This window comes from Kordia aestuariivivens (assembly GCF_014397005.1).
Lineage (GTDB): Bacteria > Bacteroidota > Bacteroidia > Flavobacteriales > Flavobacteriaceae > Kordia > Kordia aestuariivivens.
On the sequence record NZ_JACGWS010000002.1, the window covers coordinates 142,754 to 167,624 of the forward strand.

The following is a 24,871-nucleotide window of genomic DNA, read 5'->3' on the forward strand; positions in this document are numbered from 1 at the left end:
AATCATGCTTCTTTTGCTCCAAATTTGACTAAAATTTGTACTGAGTAAAACAAATACAGTGATCATTTTATAGGTGATTACACATTATGAATATTTAGTAGATCTCGATACAAAATTCTTTCAGAATCTCACTCGATCTGACGTTTGGAGTTTGTATCATACAGCACGTCACTTCGAGTGAAATTGTTTACATTCAGCGATGCTGAAAATGAAAAGAATTTAGTATCGAGAAATATTTTCTAACTAAAAATTTATGAATACTCTTTAATAATCATTACTGTTTTACAAGCAATTACGGGAAACCACATTGTGTATGTGTAATCTTTAGTCTACTTTTATGACAAATAACAGGAATTGTTCTAAAATGAGTTCCTGTTATTCCTTAAAATTAGTATGATATAGAATTCCCTATATCCATACTTTAGCTGTCATTAGAATAAAATATGGACAAAAAAATTAAAATTAGCTCTGATCCAATTAATTTATCAATAAACGAATTGCAAGTTTTAGCAAGAAGTTTAAAGATTGAAGATTGGCAGGAAAAAGACAGAAAAGAATTAGTAAAAGTAATTGAAGACATCGCTGTTTACGACCAAAAAAAAGCACAAATTGAAAATATTATAGGTGCCGCTCCAGAAGGATTTAAAAGTCTTGGACAATTATGGTTTGAGTTTTTTCAAAAAAGTAAAGTTTGGACTTCTGTGATAACAGTTATAGTTGGAATTATAGTCGCATTATCCATAACCTATTTAGATAATGAAAGAGATTCCATTAAAAAGAATAATGAATTGAAAAATTTAGACGTTGTAACACAAATCAATAATCTAAATACCGTTGAAGGCAATCTTGAAGATTTATTAGATTTCATTAAACACCAAAGAACATCTCTAAATGCAACTGAATCTAAAATACAAGCCTTAACAAAAGAAAAAGATCAATTGGAACCAATTGTAAATGCTAATAGAGAAGTAATACAAGCTATATTTCAACAACAAGAAGAGAATAAGAAAAAAGGTGTTTTTATAGAACGTCTGATTGGATTTGGCTTAGGTGTACTCGGATCTATTGTTGCTTCTATTATTTTTAACCTTTTTAGAAGAAAAAAAATAGTCCGAGAAAATAACGTCAGCTAACTATATCTATAAAATATAGCTATTATAGGTTTTTGAAAGGTTAATGTTTATTTATGAATACCGCCAAATTTTTAAATTTGGCTGTTAAGATTCATAAGTTAAAAACAAAATATAAAAATTCGGCTCTTGCTTAATCGAAAAGTATCGCTTACAATCATCTTACTTTTCTTATATTGAGATATTGTACTTAATTAGAAAAAATAGTTAATGAAAAAAGGAATAATTTATAAATATAGAAATTGGCATGAAAAATTCCATAAAAATGTTCTAATAGAGAATGAAATTTATTTAGCTCCTCCAAATTCCTTCAATGATCCTTTTGACTGTAAAATTCCTGAAAACTTTCACCTAATAGATAATGAATCTAAAAGAGAAGAATTTGCAAATTTTTATGTGAATAAACATAAAGAAAAATTAATCTCTTTAAGTAAGAAACCTGAAATTATAAAATCAAATTTAAAAGAGAGACTAAAAGTAAATCTAGATGACGAACATTTGTTTAATGAAAAAAGAGAAAATGAGGAATTAGATAGTTGCTATGGAGTATTTTCCGGAAGTAAAACATGGAAATCTATTTTAATGTGGTCTCATTATGGAGATAATCATAAAGGGTATTGTATTGGTTTCAAAGAGGAGCTAATAATAAAATCAAACAAGTTTGGTAGAGGTGGTCATGTAAACTATTCAAAAGAATTTCCGATTAGAAATCCTTTAGATTTTAGCAATGATATTGTAAAAGATTCATTTATTCAAATGTATACAAAAGCCGAAGAATGGAAATATGAAGAAGAATATAGATTATCAATATTAAATCCAGATGGATTAACTAATATTGAGAGAATAGTAAAACTAGATGACAATTTTATTTCTGAAGTCATTTTAGGGGTTTCCATTAATGAAAAAGATAAAAATGAGATAATAGAAATATGTAAAAGGAAGCAATTGAAAGTCTATCAAGCCAAAAAGATTCCATTTAGATTTGATATTACTCGAGAAGAAGTTTAAGAAAATTAAACCCCAAGCTAGCGCGAGTTTCCAACTCATGCCCACAAACAAACTAAAAGCCATTCGTGAATTTGCGCCAACCTACAGCTTAAAATAAGCAGCTAGCCATACACAACAACGTTGTAAAATATTTGAAATTAACGCTACAGAAAGAAAATTAAATACAAATGGATAACAGTATAATCGGAATTTTTTTTGCACTTGGAATTAGTTTTTTTATTCTATATTCAAGAAAAGCAAAATGGATAAAACCGAAGATAGTTTGGCTATTCTGCTCTGGGTTTTTAGCTATCGGATTATTTGGTTTTTTATTTTCTAAACTTGAATTAAGAAATGACAGATTAATGTATTTTGGATTTTGTGTTCCAATAATATATTGGACTTTTGATCGATTATTTAAACGACTTAGTGAAAAAATTCATGATAGAGACTTTATTCTCTTTTTAAGAAATTCTAACGAGATTGATTATGGGTTTTCAGCCGAAAATCCACACGTTAAAACTTCTGATAAATTATTTTCACTTGTACTATTAATAATAATTATTGGAACTCTATTCATTGGAATGAATACTATATGAAATAAAAACGTTTTACAACCCAAGCTAGCGCGAGTTTCCAACTCATGCCCACAAACAAACCAAAAAGCCATTTGTGAATTTGTAATTAACTAAACCAACCCACGCGCTTTCATCTCTAAATACTTATTAATCGCGTCAATAGTTAAATTCTCAGGCGTCGTCAAAATAGAGTAGATGCCGTATTTCTTCAATTCGTTGACAATCAAACGTTTTTCAAAGGAGAACTTTTCTGCAATCACTTTGTCATAAGCTTCTTGAATGGTTGTAGCGTCTTCGTGAATCAATTCATCTAATTCTGTATTCTTAAAAAAGATAACGACTAACAAGTGACTTTTTGCAATTCCTTTTAAATACGGCAATTGTCTGTTTAACGCATCTAAAGTTTCAAAATTTGTATACAATAAAATCAAACTACGATGTTTGATATTTCGCTTAATATCTGCGTACAAGCGTCCATAATCTGATTCAAAGAAATCTGTATTTACATTGTATAAAGATTCTAAAATCATGCTCATTTGCGCACTTCGCTTTTCTGCAACGACCATGTTTTCTACTTTCTTCGAAAACGTAAACATTCCGGCTTTGTCTTGCTTTTTCAGCACTACGTTACTCATGACTAAGGTTGCATTAATGGCATAATCGAGCAAACTCAATTCGTTGAACGGCATTTTCATCACACGACCTTTATCAATCACAGAATACACAGGTTGCGATTTTTCATCTTGGTATTGATTCACCATCAATTGATTCTGTTTTGCCGAAGCTTTCCAGTTAATCGTTCGCAAATCATCACCTTGTACATATTCTTTAATTTGCTCAAATTCCATCGTATGTCCGATGCGACGAATCTTTTTAATTCCGTACATCGTCAAGTTATTACTAATGGCAAGCAAGTCGTATTTTTTAAGTTGTAAATACGCTGGATAGGTAGGCACCATGACTTCATTGTCAAAAAAGAAACGTCTGGAAACCAATCCTAAAATAGACATGACATATACATTCAGTTTTCCAAAAGTATATTCGCCACGTTCGGTAGGACGTAAGGTGTATTTTAATTCAGAAACGCTAGAAGCATCTAATTTTTTCTCAATAGAAAAATCACGTACTTGAAACTGTTCAGGAATTTCGTCAATGATTTTTGTGTAAATCGGAAATGTATAATAGTTTTCCAAACGTAAAAACACATCATTTTCATCACCATTCGAGAACTTTTCGGGCGTTTGTCTTTTTGCTGAAATTCCGGTTCTCGTTAGATATAGAATGACGATATCTAACAACATAAAGGTGATAAAAATCAGCAATAATAGTTTAGAAATATAAAATAAATTTGGAAATATAAAGCTCACAACAAAACACAGTATGATCGCCAAACATCCGTAAAAGAAACGGTCTTGGAGATAGAGCGATTTAAAAAAACTTTTGATCCGATCCACTGTAGTGTTGTTTTATTAAAATTACTTATCGAGGCACCTCAATAGTTTGTATAATTTGATTGATAATTTGTTTTGAAGAAACACCTTCCATTTCGCGCTCCGGCGTAACAATGATACGGTGTTGCAATACTGGGACTGCGACTTGCTTGATATCTTCTGGCGTTACAAAATCGCGACCATTCATAGCTGCATACGCTTTGGAAGCCTTTAAGATGGCAATAGAAGCTCTTGGCGAAGCACCAATGTATAAGAATTGATTGCTACGCGTATTGATGATGATTTCCGCAATGTATTTTAGTAAATGTGGCTCAATAATGATTTCATTGACTACATTCTGAAACTTGATGATTTGATCTCTTGTTAAGAACGAAGTGATTTTATCAATTTTCTTTCCTTCTTTTAGTGAATGCTCACGCGCAATGATTTCTACTTCTTCATCAAGATTTGGATAATCCACATCAATTTTAAACAGAAAACGGTCTAGTTGTGCTTCAGGCAAACGATACGTTCCTTCTTGCTCAATAGGGTTTTGCGTTGCCAAAACCATAAATGGTGGCGCTAGTGGATATTTTGTTCCATCCATGGTAATTTGACGTTCTTCCATTACTTCAAACAAAGCCGCTTGCGTTTTGGCAGGCGCACGGTTGATTTCGTCAATTAATAACATGTTGGTAAATACAGGTCCTTTTTTAAATTCAAACTCTGTTTTTTTCATATCAAAAACGGAAGTTCCTAAAATATCACTTGGCATTAAATCGGGCGTAAACTGAATACGACTAAAAGCTACCGTTAATGACTTTGCCAATAACTTTGCGGTAATGGTCTTCGCAACTCCAGGAACACCTTCAATCAGTACATGTCCTTTGGCTAGTAATGCAGTGATTAGCATATCAATCATGCCTTTTTGACCCACAATTACTTTAGAGAGTTCGTGTCTTATTTTATGAATTCCTTCTTGTAATTCCGTCAGGTCAACTCTGTTTGTGAATGATAATGGAGTTTCTTGCTCATTGTGAGCATCCTGCTCGTTATTTTCTCCTATAAAGTCCATATATTGAATTTAATGTATTGTAAATTAATTAGTTTGTTATTTCTTTTTACGGAAATTTTCGACCGCTTTGGTAATGTTTAAAACATCATTTTGATCGAAGTATATTTTTTTCTTTAAAATGTTAATCAGTTTAACGAGTCTATCTATTTCTTCTTTCGATTTCCCCGATTTTTGTCGCAGTCGCGTACTAAATTTCTCGTCGAGTACTTGCGTGTTCATCAAATATTCTGTTCGTAAATGTTCTAGGAAATACGTTATTTTTTTATGCACTACATTTTGATGATCTTTTGTTTCATAGAATAGATTTCCAATCGTTTTGGTAAAATCTACCGTTGTATTTTGAAGTGGATCTACAATTTTGACAATCCGCTGTTTCCGTTTTACATTAAATAGTATAAATATCAATAGAGAGAGCAAGGCTAAATACCAAGCCCAACGCAATGCGGGTTGTTCTAGAATAAATCGTAAGGAAGAATCACTTGTGCCTTCGCCAGTTCTAATTTTATTCGGAGAATCAAAAAAGACATCTTTATTTGGGATGTAACTTAAAATTCCTTCCGAATATTTATAATGATCGTCTTTTAATAAATGAAAGTTGGTAAATGCTACAGGTTGCGTGTGCAATAAGAAGGAGCCATCACCGACAGGCACTTTGATAAAATTGGTATATATCGAATCAGTATCAAATTTTTGATGCCCTAAAGGTGTGGTTGTGAGCGTATCAATTTTTGAGAAATAAATGTTTTTAATGCCTTTTTCATACGAGATTTCATTGTTGTCTAAATTTCTATTCGCAAATGAAAGTGTGGCTTCTGTGGAAACTTTATAATCGTACTTTGTTGAAAAACCGAGTGAATCTTTTAAATAACGCGGCATTTCGTGCGTAGAAATAAAGATGGTATTTCCTTCGGATGCAAAATCAAGCAATTCATTAAGCGAACTTTCATCCGTATAAAACTCTGGACTGATGTTTACATAACTTCCTTGAATTTTGTAGGTATACGTTTCCCAATCGTACTTTCCATTAAAGTATTCGTACGGAGTTCGATAAATATTTTTAATAGCGCCTTTGTCTAAAATAGTGGCTAACTCTTTATGAAATACTCGTAAATCATACGGACGTGTTTGTCGTTCATTATAGGTTTCTCGCCAATCAATAATTGCTGGTTTAGACATTTCGGCAGACATTGCCACAATGATAATGACCACTAAGATTCCGATATATATTTTCAGTCTTTTACTCATGCTGCCATATTTTTGAGGATGAGACTAAAAGATGTTTTGGCTTGTTCATATTGTGCTTTATCAATAGAAAATTCGCCGTACCAAACGTAATTGTATACATACGAAGTGTACTGAAATTGTTCTCGAATGTCGTCGTTTTTAATTTCGTAAGTATAATCGAGATTAGTTTTTTCTGGATCATACGAAATGATTTCGGAAGCACTCATCTTTTTTAGCATTTGTAAGTATTGATACCGAACTGCCAAGCGATAATCATTGTTTGCGGTTGCTTGCGAAATTAACTTCTTAAAATCGACACTATGAATATTGGTTTCAACATCTTCGTATTGCACCATTTTTTTGTCAGATCTTTTCCCGAAAACCCATCGTCCTTCACCATTCATAATGGCGCGTACAATGATAAACACTACAATAATGATGATAATCACATAGACGATATTGGTAAGGTCGCCTAAGAAATCGGCTGCTTTTTCGCGTGAATCAAAATCAAATAAATCTTGAACCCAAGCTTCTAGCCATTCTATAAAACGAGAAAACCAACCTTTTGTTTTTTCCTGTTCGTAGACATATTCGCTGCCATCATAACGTTCCTTAAAATCTTCTTCATACGTTTTTGGTGTTACATTGGAAGTATCTCGTTGTACAGAAGTTTGCTGCGGAAACGAGTTGTTTGCATGCGCAGTAGTTCCCGTAAGAGATGCCGTTGTAAGAATTCCGATGAGTAGGAACGTGTAGCGTATGTGTTTTAAAAAATGTAGCATTAATCTGGAGCTGAACCTATTTGCTCAATAGTATTTTGTGTATTGATATTTTCTATTTCTTCCTTTAAACTATAATATACAATAGCTTGATTCATTTGTATAACTGCTGCGGTTAGAAGGTTGAAAAGATACGATAAGATTTGTAAAATAAATAGTATGACGAATAGTGTAGACCATTGATCAATTTCACTAAGACTATTAGGGTTTTCTAATGACATCACTCCAGCAGACATCATGATGATGAGTTGAGCAATACTAAATACCGACTGAGCAATACCTACAATAAGCATAAAAATACCCATTGCACCAAGTGAAGGGAAAAACTTCTTAAAGCATAAATTTAAACTATAACCAAAGCATTCAAAAATTCCTTTCTTGTCTGACTTTATATATTCCATTAACGTAGAATGATAAAAAAACGATACCAACGCTCCTAAGAATATGAGAAACGGAATTCCAATAAGGGTAATTGCCATGAGAAGCCCAATAATACCTACCACAATAAACAACGGAATTGCGATGAGAATGGAAACCAAAATAAAAATAGTTAACTTCGAAATATTTCCAATTAACTCGTCTACAATTTCTTTAGATGCAAAATTAGCTCCTTTGTGTTTTTCATATAATTTAAAATAGATAGGCACAAAAGCATAGTTTAGGACACCTACAATAATACCCACTATTATATATATAGAACCATACAAGAGAACACTGCCTGCATTTTCGTTTAGATAATTTTCAAGCGCATTAAAATTATTATTTCCTACGTATCCGCCCATGACAATATCTTCATAGCCTTTATAAAACATATAGGTCATTGTGACAAGAATCAAGATAAAGATTCCATTGACAGTAATGTAGTTTTTGAAAAAATGTTTTCCGTGTGTTTTCAAAAACCCGAACGTATCTTTAAAGATTAGCCCGAAATCTCTAGACTTATACAGTTGCAACATGAGCTCTTAATTTTTTATTAACAATGAATGGATAGATTAAATAATAATAGGATATGGCACTCAATGTAATGAGAATGATACCTACCGAAAGCCAGTTGGGCATACTATCCGAATAGCGTGTAACAAAACCTTCTAAGAAGCCAGCGGCAAAAGTAAAAGGAAATGTACTGATTAATATTTTGATTCCGTTTTTGAGTCCCATTTTAAAGGAAGCCATACGAGAATAGGTTTTGGGAAACAGAATGCTTGCGCCTAATAACAATCCGGCAGCACCTTCTATGACAATGGCAAAAATTTCCATTGCACCATGAATCCAGATACCGCGAACACTTTCCCATAAAACTCCTTGTTCGTGGAAAAAATACTGAAATGAACCTAACATAATTCCGTTGATCATCAAAACATAACCAGTTCCGATGCCTCCAAAAACACCAAATAGAAAGGATTTAATGCCGACATATAAGTTGTTGAGTGTGATTCCAATGAACATTCCGAAGTTTCCGCCACTTTTATAAATGGCGACAGGATCACCTTTTTCTATATTTTCTAGTGTTGTATTTACATAACCATCACCAAGAATGAGTCGAACAAACGAATCGTCATACGCTGCAGAAACGGCACCAATGGTTACAAAAGTTCCAAAAATTAAAAAAGCATACAGTACATAGCGTCGAAATTGGTACACAATGAGCGGAACTTCCGTTTTCCAAAAAGAAATAAAACGATTTGTTTTTTCTCTTTTTGTCCTATAAATACGTTGAAAAGCCGCCGATGCGAGTTGATTTAGGTAGCTAATGGTTTTACTCTTAGGGTAATACGTTTGTGCGTACGCTAAGTCATTCATCAATTGAATATACAAGGATGAAAGTGTATCGGGATTTTTAAATTGATTATTATAAATGGTTTTTTCAAAGTTCAACCATTTTTCTTTATTTTGCTTGATAAATGCAACTTCTCTCATAGATACGCTAAAATAAAACATAAAATGTCAGAGATACAAATTAATACTACTCAAAATGTAAATATCAACTTTACACTTGCCTCTGTTGGTGAACGTGTCGTTGCTCATATAATTGATTTAGTTATCAAAGGAGCGTATGCAAGTACAGTGATATGGATCATCGTTAGCATGCAAAGTAGCTCAGGCTTTATGCGTGATTGGGACGATTGGTCCATAATTTCGGTGTTTGTATTGGCGCTTTTTCCTTTTATATTTTACACCTTAGTGTTAGAATCTATATTTGAAGGACAAACCATTGGTAAAAAAGCAATGAAAATCAGAGTTGTGAAAATTGATGGCTATCAAGCTTCGTTTGTAGATTACCTAATTCGTTGGTTTTTTAGAATCATCGATCTAAATATGTTGAGTGGATTTATTGCCTTAATTTCTGTAATTGTGAGTGAAAAAGCACAACGTTTGGGTGATATGACAGCTGGAACTGCGGTCATTTCATTAAAAAATAAAGTACTTATTTCACATACCATTTTAGAAGAAATTGGCGATAATTACAAACCGTTATATCCTTCAGTAATTAGACTATCTGATAATGATATGCGAATTATAAAAGAAACATATCTCATCGCTAAAAGAGCAAAAGATTTTGACACACTTACGAAACTCAGAACAAAAGTAGAACAAGTGATTGAAGCAAAATCGCAACAAGAAACCATTCCTTTTCTTGGGGTAATCATTAAAGATTATAACTTCTATACACAAAACATGTAATGCTAATTTACGTCCTTGATATTATTGGAACCTTTGCCTTCGCCATTTCTGGAGTTTTGATCGCAATGCAAAAGCGTATGGATGTTTTTGGAATTTTTATTATTGCGTTTGTGACTGCTGTTGGAGGCGGAACCTTACGGGATGTATTAATCGGAAAAACTCCTGTTGGATGGATGAACGATCTTAATTACGGATACACGATTACTTTGGCAGTTATTATTTCAATCATTTTTAAAAATAAGTTGAACCGACTTCGTACATCATTATTTCTATTTGATACTATTGGTTTGGGCGTTTTTACCATTATTGGAGTTGAAATAGGAATTTCAGCAAATTTACATCCTATTATTTGCATCGCTTTAGGAACCATCAGTGCTAGTTTTGGAGGTGTCATCCGTGATATTCTCTGTAATGAAATCCCAGTAATCTTTCGAAAAGAAGTGTATGCAACCGCTTGTATTTTAGGAGGAATCACCTTTTTTGTACTGCGCTATTTTAATTTAAAAGAAGATTTAATATACATTTTTACCGCAGCAATGGTCATTTCCATCCGATTGCTTGTGGTGAAATTCCGAATACAATTACCAAGTGTGTATCAAAAATAAAAGGAACCAACGCTAGTCAGTTCCTTTTTAAAATGCTTGAAAATAGTTTTAAAACTGTTTTCTTAGAAAATTGTATATCCTACTGTAATCGAAAATTGATTTAATTTTACGCTTGCTTGTGTAGATCTTTCTAAAAGTTCTCTATTTGGAAGATATCTTGCTTCAATAGAATATTTATCATAACTATATCCTATTCCAATTGCAGTACCAGCAGAAGTTCTAAAATCTCCTTCAGGAAGTGTAACATTTCCTCCTGTACCAGTTGTTAGTGGAATATCAATTAAAACTGCACCGCTTAGAAATATTTTAGAATTATCATTTATAAACATTGAATGACGGAATCCAATTGGAATTTGAATAGCGCTATATTCTACAGAAAATCTTCTTTCGACCATTAAATCAAAAAAACTACCTTCTCCTTCGTATGAACTGTAATTAGGCGCAATAAATACGGACCATTTATTTTTATTAAATGGTAATACATATTCTAATTCAACCCCAAATGTTGGAGCCCATGCTGCTTCCATATCAATTCCACTTCTTGTCAAAACAGGTAATTCTAATTCGGTATCTGAACTACTATTGTAGAATCCGCCAAACACGCGTCCATGAAATGTTCCTTTTTTCGTCTTCTTGTATTGAATAGCGGTTTCGCCTTCACATTCGTTGTATTTTAAAAAGAAAGATGATAAGTCTCCTGCACTATAATCAGTTTTTAAAATTGTATTTTCAGTAATTGCATCACACGGAAATTCTGTTAACAATTGCTGACGATATCTTGTATTGTATAAAATTTTACGATCTTCAGTAGTAAAAACTTTATAAATAAGTGGCGCTACTTTTCCAGTACCTTTTTTGTAATAATACGCTCTTATTTCATTATCAATATATGATAAAAGTGTAACTTTTCCTTCAATCAAAACATTAAGTAACACCGTTTTTTCTTTAAAATTGGGATTTCTATCGAAAGAAAGTTCATTTAAAGCTCTTGAAGAGTCATCAAATTGAACCGTATGCTTTTCAAACTTAAAAGCATTATCAATGACTAATGTTTTAAAGTTTCCAAGCCGTAATACTTTAACGTCACCATCCAATGTTTCTTTATACTCAAATTTAGAAGGCGTGTTGTTCCAATCTTCATTTTTAATATAGCATTCTATTTTTTGATCACTTTCTGTGATGAAATGCCCTTTTTCAAAATTTACTTGAGCAAAGATTCCTGAAGTTGTCATCAAGAAAAGTAGGACGACGCAATAATAATTTTTCATAATTTTTTAGTTGAAATTTATTGAGCGCGAATCTAGTGAAACGAAAATCAATAATAACTATAAAATGTATAAGCGTTGCGTTTTATGTACAAGCGTTGTTAAAAACAGTCTTTAATCCAGCACTTCTACGCGTCGAATCATAATTTCTTTCTTTGGCCATTCGCCTTTATCGGTTTCCTGATTGGCAATTTTGTCTACAACATCCATGCCTGCGATTACTTTTCCAAAGGCAGTATATTCTTTGTTTAAATGGTGTGTGCCACCTTTTTTCTGTACAATGAAAAATTCATACGGGGAAGCATATTTATATGCGCGATCAATGTCGCCACTTGGCATTGAAATTACACCACGATCATGTTTAAAGCCTTTTTTTGTATCTGGTGGAAGCAAATACTTTCCAATGCGTTCGCGTTTTTTTGCAACGCTCCAACCATCTGAATTTCCACCTTGAATTATAAAATCTTTTACAACACGATGAAACTGTGTACCTTGAAAGTAATTACGCTTGGCGAGCATGATAAAATTTGCGCGATGATACGGTGTTTCGTTGTAAAGTTTGATATCGATATTTCCAAAATCAGTTACAATACGTACTTTTTGTTCTTTATTTTTTTCACCATACGCAATCATATAATCTAACACATTTTTATTGGTGATTACTTCATGTTTTTCCTTTTTCTTTTCTTCTTTCTTTTCTGCTTTTTGAGTTGCTTTGGGCGTTTCATTTTTTTGAGATGCGTCTAAAGTAGGTGTAGAAGTTTTAGTATCTTCACAACCTAAAAACATACAAGCAGCAATTAGTATATAGCAAATATTTTTCATAAATGAATTTTGACAATTTTAAAAAAATCCTTCCAAAAATAGCAAAAATCCCGCTTCCAGGCATTGCTTCTCAGTTGAAAATGGCACCAGCTATGCGTCAAAAAGAACTTGAGAAAATGGAAAATCGTATGAAAAGCGCTCGAAAATCAGCGGTAATGGCGTTGTTTTATCCAAATTCAAACCATGAAACGACACTTGTATTAATCTTACGGAAAACGTATAAAGGTGTACATTCCAATCAAGTTGGGTTTCCCGGCGGACAAGTTGATCCTGAAGATCTTAATTTTACAGCAACTGCATTGCGTGAAACAGAAGAAGAAGTTGGCGTAGATCGTGCTAGTATTGAAGTCATTCGTGAAATTACATCAACCTATATTCCGCCAAGTAACTTTACAGTAAAACCGTTTATTGGAATTGTACAACAAACACCAATGTTTGTTCCTCAACCATCGGAAGTGGAATCTATCATAGAAGTTTCACTAAAAGATTTATTAGCAGAAGCGGCATTCATTGAAAAAGAATTGACGACTTCGTATGCTACAACTGTAAATGTACCAGCGTTTTACCTCAATGAATATGTAGTTTGGGGCGCAACAGCAATGATGTTAAGTGAAGTTAAAGACATTATTTCCGCAGCCATTTCAAATTAGTTTTTGTAAATTTGTAATTCGCTCAAAACTAAACATACATGGGATTATTCAAAAGAAATCCTTTCGGACATATACTTTTTTTAAAAAAATGGCTCATCAGAATCGCGGGAACACTTACGCATAGACGTTATCGTGGCTTTAATGACCTGCAAATTGAAGGTTCTGAAATATTAAAAGCATTGCCAGAAACAAACGTATTGTTTGTTTCCAATCATCAAACGTATTTTGCAGATGTTGTAGCTATGTTTCATGTATTTAACGCAAGTTTAAGCGGACGTGGAGATTCTATCAAAAACGTAGGATATTTGTGGAATCCAAAGCTAAATATCTACTATGTAGCTGCAAAGGAAACGATGAAATCTGGGTTTTTACCAAAAATATTAGCGTATGCAGGTTCAATCAGTATTGAACGTACATGGAGAGCCAATGGCGAAGATGTAAACCGACAAGTAAAAATGAGCGATATTTCTAATATCGGAATCGCACTAAATGATGGTTGGGTTATTACCTTTCCGCAAGGAACTACACGACCTTGGAAACCTATCCGAAAAGGAACAGCACACATTATAAAGCGTTACAAACCAATTGTAGTACCAATCGTAATTGACGGTTTTAGACGTTCTTTCGATCGAAAAGGACTTCGGATCAAAAAGAAAGGAATTTTGCAGTCAATGGAAATCAAAGAGCCTTTGGATATTGATTATGAGAATGAAAGTATAGATGCAATTATCGAAAAATTAGAATATGCAATTGAGCAGCATCCATCTTTCTTAAAAGTAATTCCACAAGAAGAAATTGAAGCGATGGAAAAACTTAACGAAAAACGTAAATGGGAATATTAATGCTCATTAAAAGACATAAAAAAAGGACATATATATAAGTATATGTCCTTTTTTTATACGTGCTACTTTTGAATTAATTTTCAGTAGTTGTTTCTTCGTCTGTTGGAACTTCTTCGTCAGTTAATGTGGTAGAGATCATATTTCCTACTTTATAAAAAGCATTGTAAATCAATTGTAGAATTCCTCCATTTCCACTCATATACATTGAAGTATGCATTTGAGAACTTTCCATTAAAAATGCTTTTGAAGTAATTTCATTTTGGAATGTTGTCGTTGGCTGGTGTGCACTTACAGACATACTAAACGTAAGACACACTATTAAAAAAGCTATATTATTTTTCATAACGATTTCGATTTTAGATGGTATGGTTTTATGATTTTAATTGTTTCAATTCTTTATAGTTATGCTTCAACCTCTTAGTTAAGAGTCCGTAAAGCAGGTAATAAATTCCGTAAAATACTAATACAACTAAACAAGCTACAAAAATTGTAACTACAGCGAGTAGTAAATATTGAGTAAGGTTTGCTTCTGCAGAAAACTTTTCCATGCCGCCAGATCCTTCTATAAAACCAGTAGGAACAGCTATGCAAACGGTAAAAGCGATCACACTCAAACTGTAAATTACATAATGTTTTACGGTTTTTCGTGTGGTAATAATACTTTTCATTAAATCTTTAATGGAACTTGTCGTAGAAATCTTTTTATAATTCATAAAGAATTTATAAATAAAATAAAATACAACTGCTGAAGACAAGTAACAAAACCAATTCAACCAAGCAGGCATTGTAGTATCGCTCAGTAAATCGGGTTGAACTAATAAGACAAGTGCTACAATAGCGACTCCAATTCCAAGTTCAAACAAACTGACATAAAAGATCCATTTTACGAGAGAAGATGACTTCTTCCAGATCATTTTATCAATATCGTTGTAGGATAGCTTAGGCTGATTAGCCTCTTGCTTTTTCCAATCTTTCTTTAATAAATCTAATTCTTCCATGGGTTATGGATTTAAAATCTTTTTCAATTTGGTCTTAATTCTGTTCATTTTCACTCGTGCATTTACTTCAGTAATACCAATTGTTTGGGCTATTTCTTTATAATTTTTATCTTCTAAATATAAGAAAATCAAGGCTTTGTCAATATCTGATAATTGCTTGATCGCTTTATACATAATCTTTAACTGTTCTTCCTCCGTATCATCATAATCTTGTGATGTTATTTTGAAAACAACAGTTTCATAATCTTGTGTTTTTACTCTTCTTTTGGATTTTCTATATAACGTAATAGCAGTATTCAACGCTACTCGGTACATCCAAGTGCTAAACTTAGAATCACCTCTGAATTTCGGATATGCTTTCCATAACTGTATGGTTATCTCCTGAAAAAGATCGTTGTGCTGATCTTTGCCCGAAGTATAAATTCTGCATACTTTATGAACGATATTCTGGTGACGTTCTAGTTCGCTTACAAAACTATGTTCAAGGTTATTGCTCAATTTTTGATGGTTATTTGCTTATTGGTGTTCGTTAGCACAAATATGTTACATATTTTTCAATAAACTTTTAGAAAGCCGTATTTTTGTAGTGTAAAGGAACAATTTTTATGAATATACCTAGAACGAGTCTTCCAAGAGTTGTCATAATAGGCGGCGGATTTGCAGGAATTTCATTAGCGAAGCAATTAGGAAAACAAGAAATACAAGCTGTATTGATTGATAAACATAATTATCATACGTTTCAACCTTTGTTATATCAAGTTTCTACGGGAGGATTAGAACCCGATTCTATTGCGTATCCTATTCGTAAAATTGTAAAAGACTATCCAAATTTTTCTTTCCGATTGACAAATGTAGATGCTATTGACACTGAAAATAAATGTGTGCATACAGACATTGGCGATTTAAATTACGATCAATTAATCATCGCAACAGGTTCTAATACGAACTTTTTTGGAAATAGTGAAATTGAAAAACACAGCATGGCGATGAAAACGATTCCACAATCGTTGAATCTCCGAAGTTTGATTCTTGAAAACTTTGAACAAGCCATTCTTAAATCTGATTTAGAAGAACGCAATGCATTAATGAATTTTATCATTGTGGGTGCCGGACCAACTGGCGTAGAATTGGCTGGTGCTTTAGCAGAAATAAAAAAAGGAATTCTTCCTAAAGATTATCCTGATTTAGACATTCGTCAGATGAAAATTAACTTAATTCAAAGTTCCTCTCGAATATTACCAGCAATGAGCGAGATAGCCTCTGAGAAAGCAGAAGATTATTTACAAGGACTTGGAGTTGATGTTTGGAAAAACTTGCGTGTAACCAATTACGATGGCGATTTGGCAAGTACCAATGGAGATGTAAGCTTTAGAGCTGCAACACTAATTTGGTCGGCAGGCGTAAAAGGAGCAACAATTGCAGGTTTAGATGGTGAAGAGTTCATCACAAAAGGCAACAGAATCATTGTCAACGAATTCAACCAAGTAAAAGGATTTGATGACATATATGCACTTGGCGATATTGCTGCGATGCAAAGTGAAGCGTATCCTTTTGGACATCCAATGATGGCGCAACCAGCTATTCAGCAAGGAAAACACTTAGGGAAAAACTTAGCCCGCAAGTTGAATGGTAAGGAAATGAAACCTTTCAATTACCGAGATAAAGGTTCTATGGCAACAGTTGGGCGAAACAAAGCGGTTGTCGATTTACCAAGATTCAAATTTCAAGGTGTATTTGCATGGTTTGTATGGATGTTTGTCCATTTATTCTTCCTCATCGGATTTAGAAATCGAATGGTGGTATTTATCAATTGGGTGTACAATTACATCCGATTTGACAGAGAAGCACGCTTAATTATTAGACCTTATAAAAATACTAGAAAATCTTAAGCAACAACATTTTTATGTTTTTTCTCGGAATGTTGTAATGACAATACACCAGTAATAATGCAGAGTTGGGAAAAACCATAAAAAAGCATAATAAAAATATCTTTATAGGGTATTGCTTTGTGAAATGCATGCAATCCAATAAGAACTTGTGTAATTGTAAAAAAGATTGTTCCCACTAATACCAAACGGTAACTTTTATTATTTACATTCTTGTAGCGTAAAAAAGCAATCTTCATAAAATTCAATACGGTGGCAATATAAATCATCACGGGAATCAACAAATTATTCAATCCATCGTACATTAAATAAATTAGCGAAAGCGCAATTAACAATGAGACGGCTAAAAAAGGAATCAATCGGTCAATATCATATATGGTTTGTTTATAAAAATAAAAGGAGTAGAGTAGCAGTGCAATCAAAAATAAGAGCAATCCAATAATAAAGGAATAAAACGGTGTGTCTTCTAATAAAATAACATCACCAGCACATAAAAACGCCAACGCTAAAAGTATCGTTACTCTATGAAGTAGCAACATATTTCTACTATTTACATAGAAAAAAACACCTAAAATTATGGTGATTAGAGGTTTCGTATAAATTCTCAATTCATAAAACTCTTTAGCATTATTAAAATAAATATCTAAAGAGAGATTCAATAAAAATAAGAAGATGAATACTTTAAAAAATTTCATATATCGTAATGCTCACTATGATAACATTGCAATTTAGTAAAAAAAGTAGTACAAAAATAATCGTGGTACATTTGGTTCATTTTATTTCTTAAGATACTGATCAATTAAATCTTTAATTTCATCACTATCAGGACCAGGCGCGTTTTGATGTACTAGCTTCCCAGTTTTATCAAACAATAAATATCTTGGAATTGTTTTGATTTCCAATTCCTTAAAAAATGCAGCTTTTGTATAATTTGTTGCTAAAAAGTTAGTTTTTGATGTTTTCAAATCTTCTGCAGCAACCGCATTTTTCCAGTGTGATTTATTCTGATCAATTGAAATATATGTAAAAACAACGTCTTTTCTAGCGTATGTTTCTGATAGCTTTTTAGAATCTGGCATCACAGCTCTGCATGGTGCACACCAACTTGCCCAAAAATCAATATAAATAACTTTTCCTTTATTTTCTTCAAGAAATGTATCAAGCCTATTGACTTTTCCGTTAGTGTCAACAATATGAACCGTATTTGCGTCTTCTGTTGTTCTACTTTTTGTCAACCCATAATCTTCTTTAATTTTTTGAAGATAATTATCGTATTTTTCTTCTGGAAATTCATTTCTGAATACCTCTATCATTGTAATTAATTCTTCTTTAGAAGCTCGTTGCATGGCATTACCATTAATAGCAACAAACTTTGCTAACGGAAGTAATTTGCGATCTTCAATATAAGTTGAAAGCGAATCAAAAGCTTTTTTATAATCTATTTTTAATTTAAATTTTTCTTTGATTCTTTTATTTTTCAGCACAATTTTCTCATTGAACGTACTCAGTTTTTTATACAATGTTGCTTCATCAATTGTTTTCTCATTAAAAAACAGCTCAGAAGTGATTAATCTTTTAATATCTTCATTTTTAGAATACGAATAGAATCGATTCAACTCAAAAAATAACGCGTAATTGAGTTCATCTTTTAATAATGTATAATATGGAACGTTTTTGGGTTCATTCGCGCTAAGCGATTCATACTTTTTAGTAAGCATTTTATATCGATCTATTAGAGCGTTTGCTAATTGCACTAATTCTGTAGGTTTTGTTTTAAATTTTTCTCGATCAATTCGTAATGGAAATATTGGATTTACTTTTTGGTATTTATCTGATTGTAAGTTAAAAGGTGCTTTATAATCCACATAGTAAAACGTTTTGGTAAGTGAATCAATTTTGTCATTCTTTAATTTAAAAATCTGTAAATTTTCTGCTTTTGAATGTGTAGTTTTCAATTGTTTATTTGCTAGATTCAAATAAATAGTATCACCGTTTTTTATATGTAATGTGTCTCTTGCCGAAAATTTAGAAGTAACATATATAGTTTCAGAAAGATTTACAGTAAGCTGTATAGTATCAATTGCTTTGTCTGTATAAACATGTTTATCCTGAGTAAATGTATCAAAAGCGAGATTTCTATAAATAGAAACATACTCATTGTTCATTTTGTTCGAAATGATAAAAGTTACTGGATTTGTATTGACAACTGGTTTTTCAATAGTTTCAACAACAATAGGTATATCTTTTTTTTCAGTTTTCGTGTCAGAAGCACATGAAATGCAAAGCAAAAATAAAAGCGTGGCAATAATGACTTTATTCATAGAATATAAAAATAATGAAGATTTTTTTAAGGTGTATAAAGTAAAAAATATAATAGGCGACTCTTGTAAACAAAAGTCGCCTATTCTTTATCTAACTAGCGCAACTAGCACAGCAATAACCAGAAGCTGTATATCCGCCTTCGTATTCCATTCCGTCCCATTCAGAGGACGCTTGTTCATAGCTAACGTAATCTGACCAGTAGCCACCACCGCCTGGTGAATTTATATATAATCTACATCGGTCATATTGTGCTTGGTTACCACCAAAAATCTGTTTCTGCTCCTTTTTGTCTAACAAACGAGCATTTTTTACGTTTAAAATGTTTTTTAACATGATTAATAAGTTAAAATTATTTTTATATCTGATCATTTAGTGACTGTCAGATTTTCAGTCCACCTTTCGCGAAAAGATTTCTTTAATTTATCTTATAATTAAAAATGAATTTTCTTAATAAGTGGGAGATTTTATAACTTTTGGCAATTATAAATATAAACAAAATTTCTATAAATTGTAGGAAAAAGACCTTTTTATTGGAGGTTAAATTTTATTTTGTGTAGGAATAAAGGGAAGGAACGCCTGTTTTTTAAATAAGCATGTCTGTATAACTCTCTGAGTTTTTCTATTTAATTATTCTTCGAAAAATATAATTCATCACCAAAACACTCACCGCAGGAATTCCAATATAAAAGGCTTCATTCTGTATGACGTGCCAGCCCCATTTACTGAAAAAATTACCAGCGCCTAAAGGAGAAACCAAAATTGGTCGCCATGAAAAGAAGTACCGACTATTCTCAAACGGAATAAAAAATCCAACGCCTCTACCGCCATTGGTGATTGCGTCCAGAAAACTATGTGATAAGGTCGCTAGGAAAAAAGTGAAAAATAAAATGATGCCTACTTTTGAAAAGTACGTCACTTTCGTGTAAAAAATCGCGCGGACGCTAAATGCTAAAATAAACGCGAACAAAATACTGTGTGTAAACCCACGATGTCCTAGCGGATGCATGTACGAATAACCAAAATTGAACATAATGACATCTGCATCAGGAATGACGGCGCAAAATATTAATAAAAGTGAAAGCTTTACAGGATTCAGTTGTATGTTGGAAACCTTCCCGATTGTATAGGCTGCCAGTGCATGCCCAAAAATTGATGCCATTAATTAGAATTAGAATATTCGTCTAACAATGCTTTTTCTTCTGCTGTCAGACTTTTGACACCTTTGTCATTTATTTTTTCCAAGATACGATCAATTCTATCCTGTTTGGCTTTTCGCTTCGCATTATATTCGTCATCAATGGTTTGATACGTTTCTTTTGAACTCGGTAAAAATGAAGATGTTCCTTTATTTGAACGTGTAATAGCGTAAATAACTAAAACAATAACAGCAATGACAGCGTATAACATAAATGCGTTTACTTATGAGTTGATAATAAAATCTCAATAGAATTCAAAACTACGATATTTCTATTTTTTATGCAATCGGAATTTAGGTAATAAAGTTTAGTACAAACTCAAAAATTTTAATCATTGTAGTAATATGAAAATTAGTTCAACTAATAATTTTGAGTTCACCTTACTGGTTTCTAAAAATTGAGTTTCACTAATACAATTCAGCCTACAATTTTGACAATTGAGCATTTTCTTTTTTCTAAATCTTTCAATTCGCAAGAGATTTGTCCCATCATCAATCAACACTTCGACTTAGTTCAGTGTAAAAAAACAAAAAATAACATCCCATGAAAAAATTAATTCTATTCCTCTTTTTGTGTATTCAGAGCATCACATTTGCGCAAACAACCGTTTCCGGAATTGTCACCGATCAATCTAATGAACCTATTTTTGGCGCAAATGTATACTTAAAGGGAACTTTTGACGGCGCTTCAACAGATGAAAAAGGCACGTTTAGTTTTACCACTGACGAAAAAGGATCGCAACTATTAGTCGTTTCTTTTTTATCCTTTGAATCAAAAGAACTTACGTTAGAAGTGACTCAGATGCAAAACCTAACGATAAAACTTCGCGAAAATGTGGATGCATTAAACACCGTAATTTTGAGTGCCGGATCATTTGAAGCTGGCGAAAATGCAAAAGTAACTGCCTTAAAACCATTAGACATTGTTACTACAGCAAGTGCGTTGGGCGATTTTGTAGGAGCTTTGCAAACCTTACCAGGCACAAGTACGGTAGCAGAAGATGGACGTTTATTTGTGCGTGGTGGGCGTGCAGAAGAAACGCAAATCTTCATTGACGGAATTCGCGTGTTTACGCCATATAGCAACACCACCAATAACATTCCGGCGCGTGGACGGTATTCGCCGTTTCTATTCAAAGGAATCACGTTTTCTACAGGTGGTTATTCTGCGGAATATGGTCAGGCGTTGTCGGGAGTTTTAGAATTGAATACTATAAACGAACCCGATCAAGAGAAAACCGATATTTCTATCATGACGGTTGGTGGTGCTTTGGGACATACCGAAAAGTGGGAGAAAGGTTCTGTAAGTGTGAGTGCTTCGTATATCAATTTGGCGCCGTATTTAGAGTTGTTTCCAGATCGGAATGAATGGAAAAAGCCGTTTCAAGGTGGACAAGGTGAAAGTGTATTTCGTCATCATTTTACGAATGGAACGTTGAAATTTTATACTGCATTTGATATTACAAATTTTGAACTCGATCAGGAAAGTATCAATTTTGACGAATTAGTTCGATTCAAATTAGACAATAAAAATATATACATGAATGGTTCGTACAAAGGAACTTTTGGCGAAAAATGGTCTATTGCTTCTGGATTGAGCTACACACGTGATGATTCAAAAATTAGAATTATTGACGACAGAATCAGCAGTTTGGAGAATTCATTTCACTTTAAAACAAAGTTGAAGAAAAATTTCAACAATAGAATCAAATTGAGTTTTGGTGCAGAATATTTTACGACAGATTTCGATGAAAGTTTTAAAACGCCCGATGTTTCTATGATCGAGTATGGTTTTAATAATAATTTAGTGGGCGCTTTCGCGGAAACAGATATCTTTTTCTCCAAAAACTTTGCGATGAAAGCTGGTGTACGATTGGATCATGCAACAATAATGAAAGAAACTACGATTTCACCGCGACTTTCGGTAGCGTATAAAACCTCTGAGAAAGATCAAGTGTCGTTTGCTTTTGGACAGTTTTACCAGAATCCGAATAATAATTATTTAAAATTCAACAGCGATTTCAAACCAGAAAATGCAACACATTATATTTTAAACTATCAATATGTGCATGAAGGCAAGACCTTTCGCGCGGAAGCGTATCACAAGAAATACAACGATTTAGTGACATTTTCAGGCGATTTTATTCAACCAGATGCAACATTTGGAAACGACGGATTCGGACATGCCACAGGATTGGATTTGTTTTGGAGAGACAATAAAACCATCAAAAATGTAGATTACTGGATTTCGTATTCGTACTTAGACACATCGCGAAAGTTTGAAAATTATCCCGTAGAAGCGATGCCAAATTTTGCAACGAAGCATAACTTTTCATTAGTTACTAAACACTGGATTGATAAATTGAAAAGTCAAGTTGGATTTAGTTACAATTATTCTTCTGGACGACCGTACACAAACCCAAATACGACTGGTTTTTTATCTGAAAAGACAAAAGATTACCACAGTTTAAGTGTGAATTGGGCATATTTATTGTCGCCACAAAAGATATTGTATTTCTCTGTATCGAATGCGTTAGGAGTTAGAAATGTATTTGGTTACGAATACGCAAATCAGGCAGATGTAAACGGAAACTTTCAGCGAATGATACAACGTCCTGCGGCAGATCAGTTTTTCTTTGTCGGTTTCTTTTGGACAATTAGCGATGATAAAAAGAGCAATCAGTTGGATACGTTGTAATTAGAATTGAGTTGTGAGATGTTAGTATTTAGATAGTAGCATCTCGCATAGCTTGATGTGTAGATTCGCTTCGCTTTTGAATTATAAACTTGAACTAGTCTAGCGTCAGACTCCTGTCACATAACTGTCATGTTGATGTCTTATGGGTTTCCAGTGCAATGAAAAGATACGATGTATATTTGCACTGTTACTACTAAACATTGAAAGAAATAATGAATCAGAATACAATTAATTTACGAGATATTAAGAAAATGCGGTTAGAGCGTCATTGGTCACAAGAACAATTAGCAGAAATGAGCGGATTAAGTATTCGAACGATTCAACGCATTGAAAATGGCGAAAATGCAGGCTTGGAAACTTTGAAAGCGTTGGCAGCCGTTTTTGAAACGAATATTACGGATTCTGATAAGAAAGAAGAAATAGAGCAGATTCGTAAGGAAGCGGCATATGTTGAAAAAGTAAAAGGTTTTTATAAACTTTTTGGAGTTGCTGTATTTAGCTTGATCGTTCCTTTTGTACTTGCGCTGAATGATTCCGAAAATTGGATTCTTTTTCTATGGATCTTAATTACTTGGATCATAGTGATCGGAATCTATTCGTTGAATGTTTTTGATTTCTTTGGAGAAGAATGGAAACGAAAACTGATTGAAAAGAAGTTTAAAAAGAAGAAGTAAGGAGATTTTAATTCAGAATTATGAATTCAGAATTTACTTTGTCACAATGAAAGTCAAGCTTAGTTTCACAATTGATTCTTCTTATGAATAGCAACTATTTTTGGATCATACGGAATACCGAAAAATCCTGTTTTTAATGTAATTTCAAATTCTTTTTCCCCTTGTATTATTGTGTAGTCATCAGTATTCATAAATATTCCGTCAACTCCATCTTTATAAACTTTACCTGAAATTCTACCACGAACGTTGTGTTTGTTTTCAAAATGATTAATCGAAGGAATCGTATCTATTCGGTTATTATATTTGAATATATTATTAGTAATCACGAAATTTTTAGTTAGTGTTTCGGTTTCAGTGATTCTATTTGTTTTTAACGCAACAGTTGTTACTAAACTTGAGGTTAAACCAAAAAATAAATAACTCATAACTCCTACATACACAATGCTTCCAATTTTTGCTCTTATAGAATTCCCAAACTCTGATTTGTCGAATGTGGTGAAGAAGGCAATTATGATAGATAATATGATGGAGATTGGTAGAAGTGATTGTTCCAAATTAATAATATCACTTTTTAAATAATGTTCAGATTCATCTGGCAAGAGATAAAAATCACATAAAAAAAATGTTACTAAAAATATAATTGCGACTATAATTCGGTTGCGTCTTTTCATATAATTATTAAAATTGATAAAGAACACTTCCTTCGTGTGCGAGTTATTTGCTCTAAAATAGTTTGTGTATTCTAAAAAACGATCAATCCAAAACTTGGTGCACATCTTTTAATTCTGCATAGCATTGTTCACAAACAAGTTCAGCTTTATTAAATTTTAGAAACTTCTCTGTTTTATCATTTTCTTCGAGAAAGAAAAATTCACAGGCATAACACCAAGCTTGCAAATCTTTTGGTACGGTACTAATTTCAATAAAACCGACAGCTACTTCTGAAGCTACATGATGGCAACACACAACAGCAGCAATTCCTTTTCCGTGTTTGCAATCAATTTCTAAATAATCTTCTTCAGGCAT

28 protein-coding genes are annotated in these 24,871 nt (G+C 32.8%); 10 read left to right on the plus strand and 18 right to left on the minus strand.

Annotated elements, in window-relative coordinates:
* The first annotated feature begins 443 nt into the window (after positions 1–443).
* The 3 genes from H2O64_RS03955 (at position 444) to H2O64_RS03965 (ending at position 2,716) form a co-directional block, all read left to right on the plus strand.
* Positions 444–1,133, plus strand: coding sequence for a hypothetical protein (locus H2O64_RS03955; protein ID WP_187560847.1), 690 nt, complete (start codon positions 444–446; stop codon positions 1,131–1,133).
* Positions 1,134–1,340: 207 nt separating this feature from the next.
* Positions 1,341–2,138 (plus strand): DUF2971 domain-containing protein, encoded by a 798-nt coding sequence (locus H2O64_RS03960; RefSeq protein WP_187560848.1) that lies wholly within the window; start codon positions 1,341–1,343, stop codon positions 2,136–2,138.
* Positions 2,139–2,305: 167 nt separating this feature from the next.
* Positions 2,306–2,716, plus strand: coding sequence for a hypothetical protein (locus H2O64_RS03965; RefSeq protein WP_187560849.1), 411 nt, complete (start codon positions 2,306–2,308; stop codon positions 2,714–2,716).
* Between the two features lie 89 nt (positions 2,717–2,805).
* On the opposite strand, the gene H2O64_RS03970 is transcribed toward H2O64_RS03965, so the two are convergent.
* The 6 genes from H2O64_RS03970 to H2O64_RS03995 form a co-directional block, all read right to left on the minus strand.
* A complete protein-coding gene (locus H2O64_RS03970) occupies positions 2,806–3,996 on the minus strand; it encodes a DUF58 domain-containing protein (protein WP_235982763.1) in 1,191 nt (396 codons plus the stop codon).
* A 178-nt stretch (positions 3,997–4,174) separates the two neighbouring features.
* Positions 4,175–5,200, minus strand: coding sequence for an AAA family ATPase (locus H2O64_RS03975; protein WP_187560850.1), 1,026 nt, complete (start codon positions 5,198–5,200; stop codon positions 4,175–4,177).
* A gap of 36 nt (positions 5,201–5,236) precedes the next feature.
* A complete protein-coding gene (locus H2O64_RS03980; protein WP_187560851.1) occupies positions 5,237–6,445 on the minus strand; it encodes a DUF4350 domain-containing protein in 1,209 nt (402 codons plus the stop codon).
* Positions 6,442–7,206 (minus strand): DUF4129 domain-containing protein, encoded by a 765-nt coding sequence (locus H2O64_RS03985; protein WP_187560852.1) that lies wholly within the window; start codon positions 7,204–7,206, stop codon positions 6,442–6,444. The genes H2O64_RS03980 and H2O64_RS03985 overlap by 4 nt, the downstream gene beginning before the upstream one ends.
* A complete protein-coding gene (locus H2O64_RS03990; protein WP_187560853.1) occupies positions 7,206–8,159 on the minus strand; it encodes a hypothetical protein in 954 nt (317 codons plus the stop codon). The genes H2O64_RS03985 and H2O64_RS03990 overlap by 1 nt, the downstream gene beginning before the upstream one ends.
* Positions 8,143–9,120 carry a stage II sporulation protein M gene (locus H2O64_RS03995; protein WP_187560854.1) on the minus strand — a complete coding sequence of 326 codons (978 nt, stop codon included), beginning with the start codon at positions 9,118–9,120 and terminating at the stop codon, positions 8,143–8,145. The genes H2O64_RS03990 and H2O64_RS03995 overlap by 17 nt, the downstream gene beginning before the upstream one ends.
* Before the next feature lie 24 nt (positions 9,121–9,144).
* Between H2O64_RS03995 and H2O64_RS04000 the strand changes: the two genes are divergently transcribed.
* Together H2O64_RS04000 and H2O64_RS04005 are read left to right on the plus strand one after the other, a co-directional pair.
* Positions 9,145–9,885, plus strand: a complete 741-nt coding sequence (locus H2O64_RS04000) for an RDD family protein (RefSeq protein WP_187560855.1) — start codon at positions 9,145–9,147, stop codon at positions 9,883–9,885.
* Positions 9,885–10,490, plus strand: a complete 606-nt coding sequence (locus H2O64_RS04005; protein WP_187560856.1) for a trimeric intracellular cation channel family protein — start codon at positions 9,885–9,887, stop codon at positions 10,488–10,490. Before H2O64_RS04000 ends, H2O64_RS04005 begins: the two co-directional genes overlap by 1 nt.
* 62 nt (positions 10,491–10,552) lie before the next feature.
* Here H2O64_RS04005 and H2O64_RS04010 read toward each other — a convergent pair whose 3' ends face one another.
* Both H2O64_RS04010 and H2O64_RS04015 read right to left on the minus strand, forming a co-directional pair.
* Positions 10,553–11,758: a hypothetical protein gene (locus H2O64_RS04010; protein ID WP_187560857.1), complete on the minus strand. Its 1,206-nt coding sequence runs from the start codon at positions 11,756–11,758 to the stop codon at positions 10,553–10,555.
* Between the two features lie 111 nt (positions 11,759–11,869).
* Positions 11,870–12,580 (minus strand): peptidylprolyl isomerase, encoded by a 711-nt coding sequence (locus H2O64_RS04015; protein WP_187560858.1) that lies wholly within the window; start codon positions 12,578–12,580, stop codon positions 11,870–11,872.
* Positions 12,581–12,582: 2 nt separating this feature from the next.
* Here H2O64_RS04015 and H2O64_RS04020 point away from each other — a divergent pair, with 2 nt between their 5' ends.
* Complete coding sequence (locus tag H2O64_RS04020; RefSeq protein ID WP_187560859.1) at positions 12,583–13,230, plus strand: NUDIX hydrolase; 648 nt, start codon at positions 12,583–12,585, stop codon at positions 13,228–13,230.
* 38 nt (positions 13,231–13,268) lie between these two features.
* A complete protein-coding gene (locus tag H2O64_RS04025) occupies positions 13,269–14,072 on the plus strand; it encodes a lysophospholipid acyltransferase family protein (protein WP_187560860.1) in 804 nt (267 codons plus the stop codon).
* Positions 14,073–14,145: 73 nt separating this feature from the next.
* On the opposite strand, the gene H2O64_RS04030 is transcribed toward H2O64_RS04025, so the two are convergent.
* The 3 genes from H2O64_RS04030 to H2O64_RS04040 are packed head-to-tail and all read right to left on the minus strand — an operon-like array spanning position 14,146 to position 15,568.
* Positions 14,146–14,415, minus strand: a complete 270-nt coding sequence (locus tag H2O64_RS04030) for a hypothetical protein (RefSeq protein ID WP_187560861.1) — start codon at positions 14,413–14,415, stop codon at positions 14,146–14,148.
* 28 nt (positions 14,416–14,443) lie between these two features.
* Positions 14,444–15,070 carry a hypothetical protein gene (locus tag H2O64_RS04035; protein ID WP_187560862.1) on the minus strand — a complete coding sequence of 209 codons (627 nt, stop codon included), beginning with the start codon at positions 15,068–15,070 and terminating at the stop codon, positions 14,444–14,446.
* Between the two features lie 3 nt (positions 15,071–15,073).
* The gene (locus tag H2O64_RS04040; RefSeq protein WP_187560863.1) at positions 15,074–15,568 is read right to left on the minus strand and encodes an RNA polymerase sigma factor; all 495 of its coding nucleotides are present in this window, start codon (positions 15,566–15,568) and stop codon (positions 15,074–15,076) included.
* A gap of 107 nt (positions 15,569–15,675) precedes the next feature.
* Between H2O64_RS04040 and H2O64_RS04045 the strand changes: the two genes are divergently transcribed.
* On the plus strand, positions 15,676–16,959 hold the full coding sequence (locus H2O64_RS04045) for an NAD(P)/FAD-dependent oxidoreductase (RefSeq protein WP_187560864.1): 1,284 nt from the start codon (positions 15,676–15,678) through the stop codon (positions 16,957–16,959).
* Here the strand turns inward: H2O64_RS04045 and H2O64_RS04050 are convergent.
* From H2O64_RS04050 to H2O64_RS04070, 5 genes are all read right to left on the minus strand, one after another.
* Positions 16,956–17,651, minus strand: coding sequence for a lysoplasmalogenase (locus H2O64_RS04050; protein ID WP_187560865.1), 696 nt, complete (start codon positions 17,649–17,651; stop codon positions 16,956–16,958). The two genes, H2O64_RS04045 and H2O64_RS04050, sit on opposite strands and share 4 nt — an antisense overlap.
* 81 nt (positions 17,652–17,732) lie before the next feature.
* On the minus strand, positions 17,733–19,277 hold the full coding sequence (locus tag H2O64_RS04055; RefSeq protein WP_187560866.1) for a TlpA family protein disulfide reductase: 1,545 nt from the start codon (positions 19,275–19,277) through the stop codon (positions 17,733–17,735).
* A 91-nt stretch (positions 19,278–19,368) separates the two neighbouring features.
* Positions 19,369–19,611: a hypothetical protein gene (locus H2O64_RS04060; protein ID WP_187560867.1), complete on the minus strand. Its 243-nt coding sequence runs from the start codon at positions 19,609–19,611 to the stop codon at positions 19,369–19,371.
* 286 nt (positions 19,612–19,897) lie between these two features.
* On the minus strand, positions 19,898–20,437 hold the full coding sequence (locus tag H2O64_RS04065) for a metal-dependent hydrolase (RefSeq protein WP_187560868.1): 540 nt from the start codon (positions 20,435–20,437) through the stop codon (positions 19,898–19,900).
* Positions 20,437–20,685: a DUF6576 domain-containing protein gene (locus tag H2O64_RS04070; RefSeq protein ID WP_187560869.1), complete on the minus strand. Its 249-nt coding sequence runs from the start codon at positions 20,683–20,685 to the stop codon at positions 20,437–20,439. Before H2O64_RS04070 ends, H2O64_RS04065 begins: the two co-directional genes overlap by 1 nt.
* Before the next feature lie 332 nt (positions 20,686–21,017).
* Here H2O64_RS04070 and H2O64_RS04075 point away from each other — a divergent pair, with 332 nt between their 5' ends.
* Complete coding sequence (locus H2O64_RS04075; RefSeq protein ID WP_187560870.1) at positions 21,018–23,171, plus strand: TonB-dependent receptor; 2,154 nt, start codon at positions 21,018–21,020, stop codon at positions 23,169–23,171.
* 212 nt (positions 23,172–23,383) lie between these two features.
* The gene (locus tag H2O64_RS04080; RefSeq protein ID WP_187560871.1) at positions 23,384–23,845 is read left to right on the plus strand and encodes a helix-turn-helix domain-containing protein; all 462 of its coding nucleotides are present in this window, start codon (positions 23,384–23,386) and stop codon (positions 23,843–23,845) included.
* Positions 23,846–23,910: 65 nt separating this feature from the next.
* Here H2O64_RS04080 and H2O64_RS04085 read toward each other — a convergent pair whose 3' ends face one another.
* The gene (locus tag H2O64_RS04085) at positions 23,911–24,621 is read right to left on the minus strand and encodes a hypothetical protein (RefSeq protein ID WP_187560872.1); all 711 of its coding nucleotides are present in this window, start codon (positions 24,619–24,621) and stop codon (positions 23,911–23,913) included.
* Complete coding sequence (locus tag H2O64_RS04090) at positions 24,599–24,871, minus strand: hypothetical protein (protein WP_187560873.1); 273 nt, start codon at positions 24,869–24,871, stop codon at positions 24,599–24,601. Before H2O64_RS04090 ends, H2O64_RS04085 begins: the two co-directional genes overlap by 23 nt.

Excerpts from the sequence above, each read along its gene's own strand:
- H2O64_RS04070 (WP_187560869.1), bottom strand. The coding sequence starts at position 20,685 with ATGTTATACGCTGTCATTGCTGTTATTGTTTTAGTTATTTACGCTATT.
- H2O64_RS03995 (WP_187560854.1), bottom strand. The coding sequence starts at position 9,120 with ATGAGAGAAGTTGCATTTATCAAGCAAAATAAAGAAAAATGGTTGAAC.
- H2O64_RS04060 (WP_187560867.1), bottom strand. The coding sequence starts at position 19,611 with ATGTTAAAAAACATTTTAAACGTAAAAAATGCTCGTTTGTTAGACAAA.
- H2O64_RS04020 (WP_187560859.1), top strand. The coding sequence starts at position 12,583 with ATGAATTTTGACAATTTTAAAAAAATCCTTCCAAAAATAGCAAAAATC.
- H2O64_RS03965 (WP_187560849.1), top strand. The coding sequence starts at position 2,306 with ATGGATAACAGTATAATCGGAATTTTTTTTGCACTTGGAATTAGTTTT.
- H2O64_RS04005 (WP_187560856.1), top strand. The coding sequence starts at position 9,885 with ATGCTAATTTACGTCCTTGATATTATTGGAACCTTTGCCTTCGCCATT.
- H2O64_RS04075 (WP_187560870.1), top strand. The coding sequence starts at position 21,018 with ATGAAAAAATTAATTCTATTCCTCTTTTTGTGTATTCAGAGCATCACA.
- H2O64_RS04055 (WP_187560866.1), bottom strand. The coding sequence starts at position 19,277 with ATGAATAAAGTCATTATTGCCACGCTTTTATTTTTGCTTTGCATTTCA.
- H2O64_RS03970 (WP_235982763.1), bottom strand. The coding sequence starts at position 3,996 with ATGTTGTTAGATATCGTCATTCTATATCTAACGAGAACCGGAATTTCA.
- H2O64_RS04010 (WP_187560857.1), bottom strand. The coding sequence starts at position 11,758 with ATGAAAAATTATTATTGCGTCGTCCTACTTTTCTTGATGACAACTTCA.
- H2O64_RS04035 (WP_187560862.1), bottom strand. The coding sequence starts at position 15,070 with ATGGAAGAATTAGATTTATTAAAGAAAGATTGGAAAAAGCAAGAGGCT.
- H2O64_RS04065 (WP_187560868.1), bottom strand. The coding sequence starts at position 20,437 with ATGGCATCAATTTTTGGGCATGCACTGGCAGCCTATACAATCGGGAAG.
- H2O64_RS04045 (WP_187560864.1), top strand. The coding sequence starts at position 15,676 with ATGAATATACCTAGAACGAGTCTTCCAAGAGTTGTCATAATAGGCGGC.
- H2O64_RS04030 (WP_187560861.1), bottom strand. The coding sequence starts at position 14,415 with ATGAAAAATAATATAGCTTTTTTAATAGTGTGTCTTACGTTTAGTATG.
- H2O64_RS03955 (WP_187560847.1), top strand. The coding sequence starts at position 444 with ATGGACAAAAAAATTAAAATTAGCTCTGATCCAATTAATTTATCAATA.
- H2O64_RS03975 (WP_187560850.1), bottom strand. The coding sequence starts at position 5,200 with ATGGACTTTATAGGAGAAAATAACGAGCAGGATGCTCACAATGAGCAA.
- H2O64_RS04050 (WP_187560865.1), bottom strand. The coding sequence starts at position 17,651 with ATGAAATTTTTTAAAGTATTCATCTTCTTATTTTTATTGAATCTCTCT.
- H2O64_RS04090 (WP_187560873.1), bottom strand. The coding sequence starts at position 24,871 with ATGCCTGAAGAAGATTATTTAGAAATTGATTGCAAACACGGAAAAGGA.
- H2O64_RS04085 (WP_187560872.1), bottom strand. The coding sequence starts at position 24,621 with ATGTGCACCAAGTTTTGGATTGATCGTTTTTTAGAATACACAAACTAT.
- H2O64_RS04000 (WP_187560855.1), top strand. The coding sequence starts at position 9,145 with ATGTCAGAGATACAAATTAATACTACTCAAAATGTAAATATCAACTTT.
- H2O64_RS03990 (WP_187560853.1), bottom strand. The coding sequence starts at position 8,159 with ATGTTGCAACTGTATAAGTCTAGAGATTTCGGGCTAATCTTTAAAGAT.
- H2O64_RS03960 (WP_187560848.1), top strand. The coding sequence starts at position 1,341 with ATGAAAAAAGGAATAATTTATAAATATAGAAATTGGCATGAAAAATTC.
- H2O64_RS04025 (WP_187560860.1), top strand. The coding sequence starts at position 13,269 with ATGGGATTATTCAAAAGAAATCCTTTCGGACATATACTTTTTTTAAAA.
- H2O64_RS03985 (WP_187560852.1), bottom strand. The coding sequence starts at position 7,206 with ATGCTACATTTTTTAAAACACATACGCTACACGTTCCTACTCATCGGA.
- H2O64_RS04080 (WP_187560871.1), top strand. The coding sequence starts at position 23,384 with ATGAATCAGAATACAATTAATTTACGAGATATTAAGAAAATGCGGTTA.
- H2O64_RS03980 (WP_187560851.1), bottom strand. The coding sequence starts at position 6,445 with ATGAGTAAAAGACTGAAAATATATATCGGAATCTTAGTGGTCATTATC.
- H2O64_RS04015 (WP_187560858.1), bottom strand. The coding sequence starts at position 12,580 with ATGAAAAATATTTGCTATATACTAATTGCTGCTTGTATGTTTTTAGGT.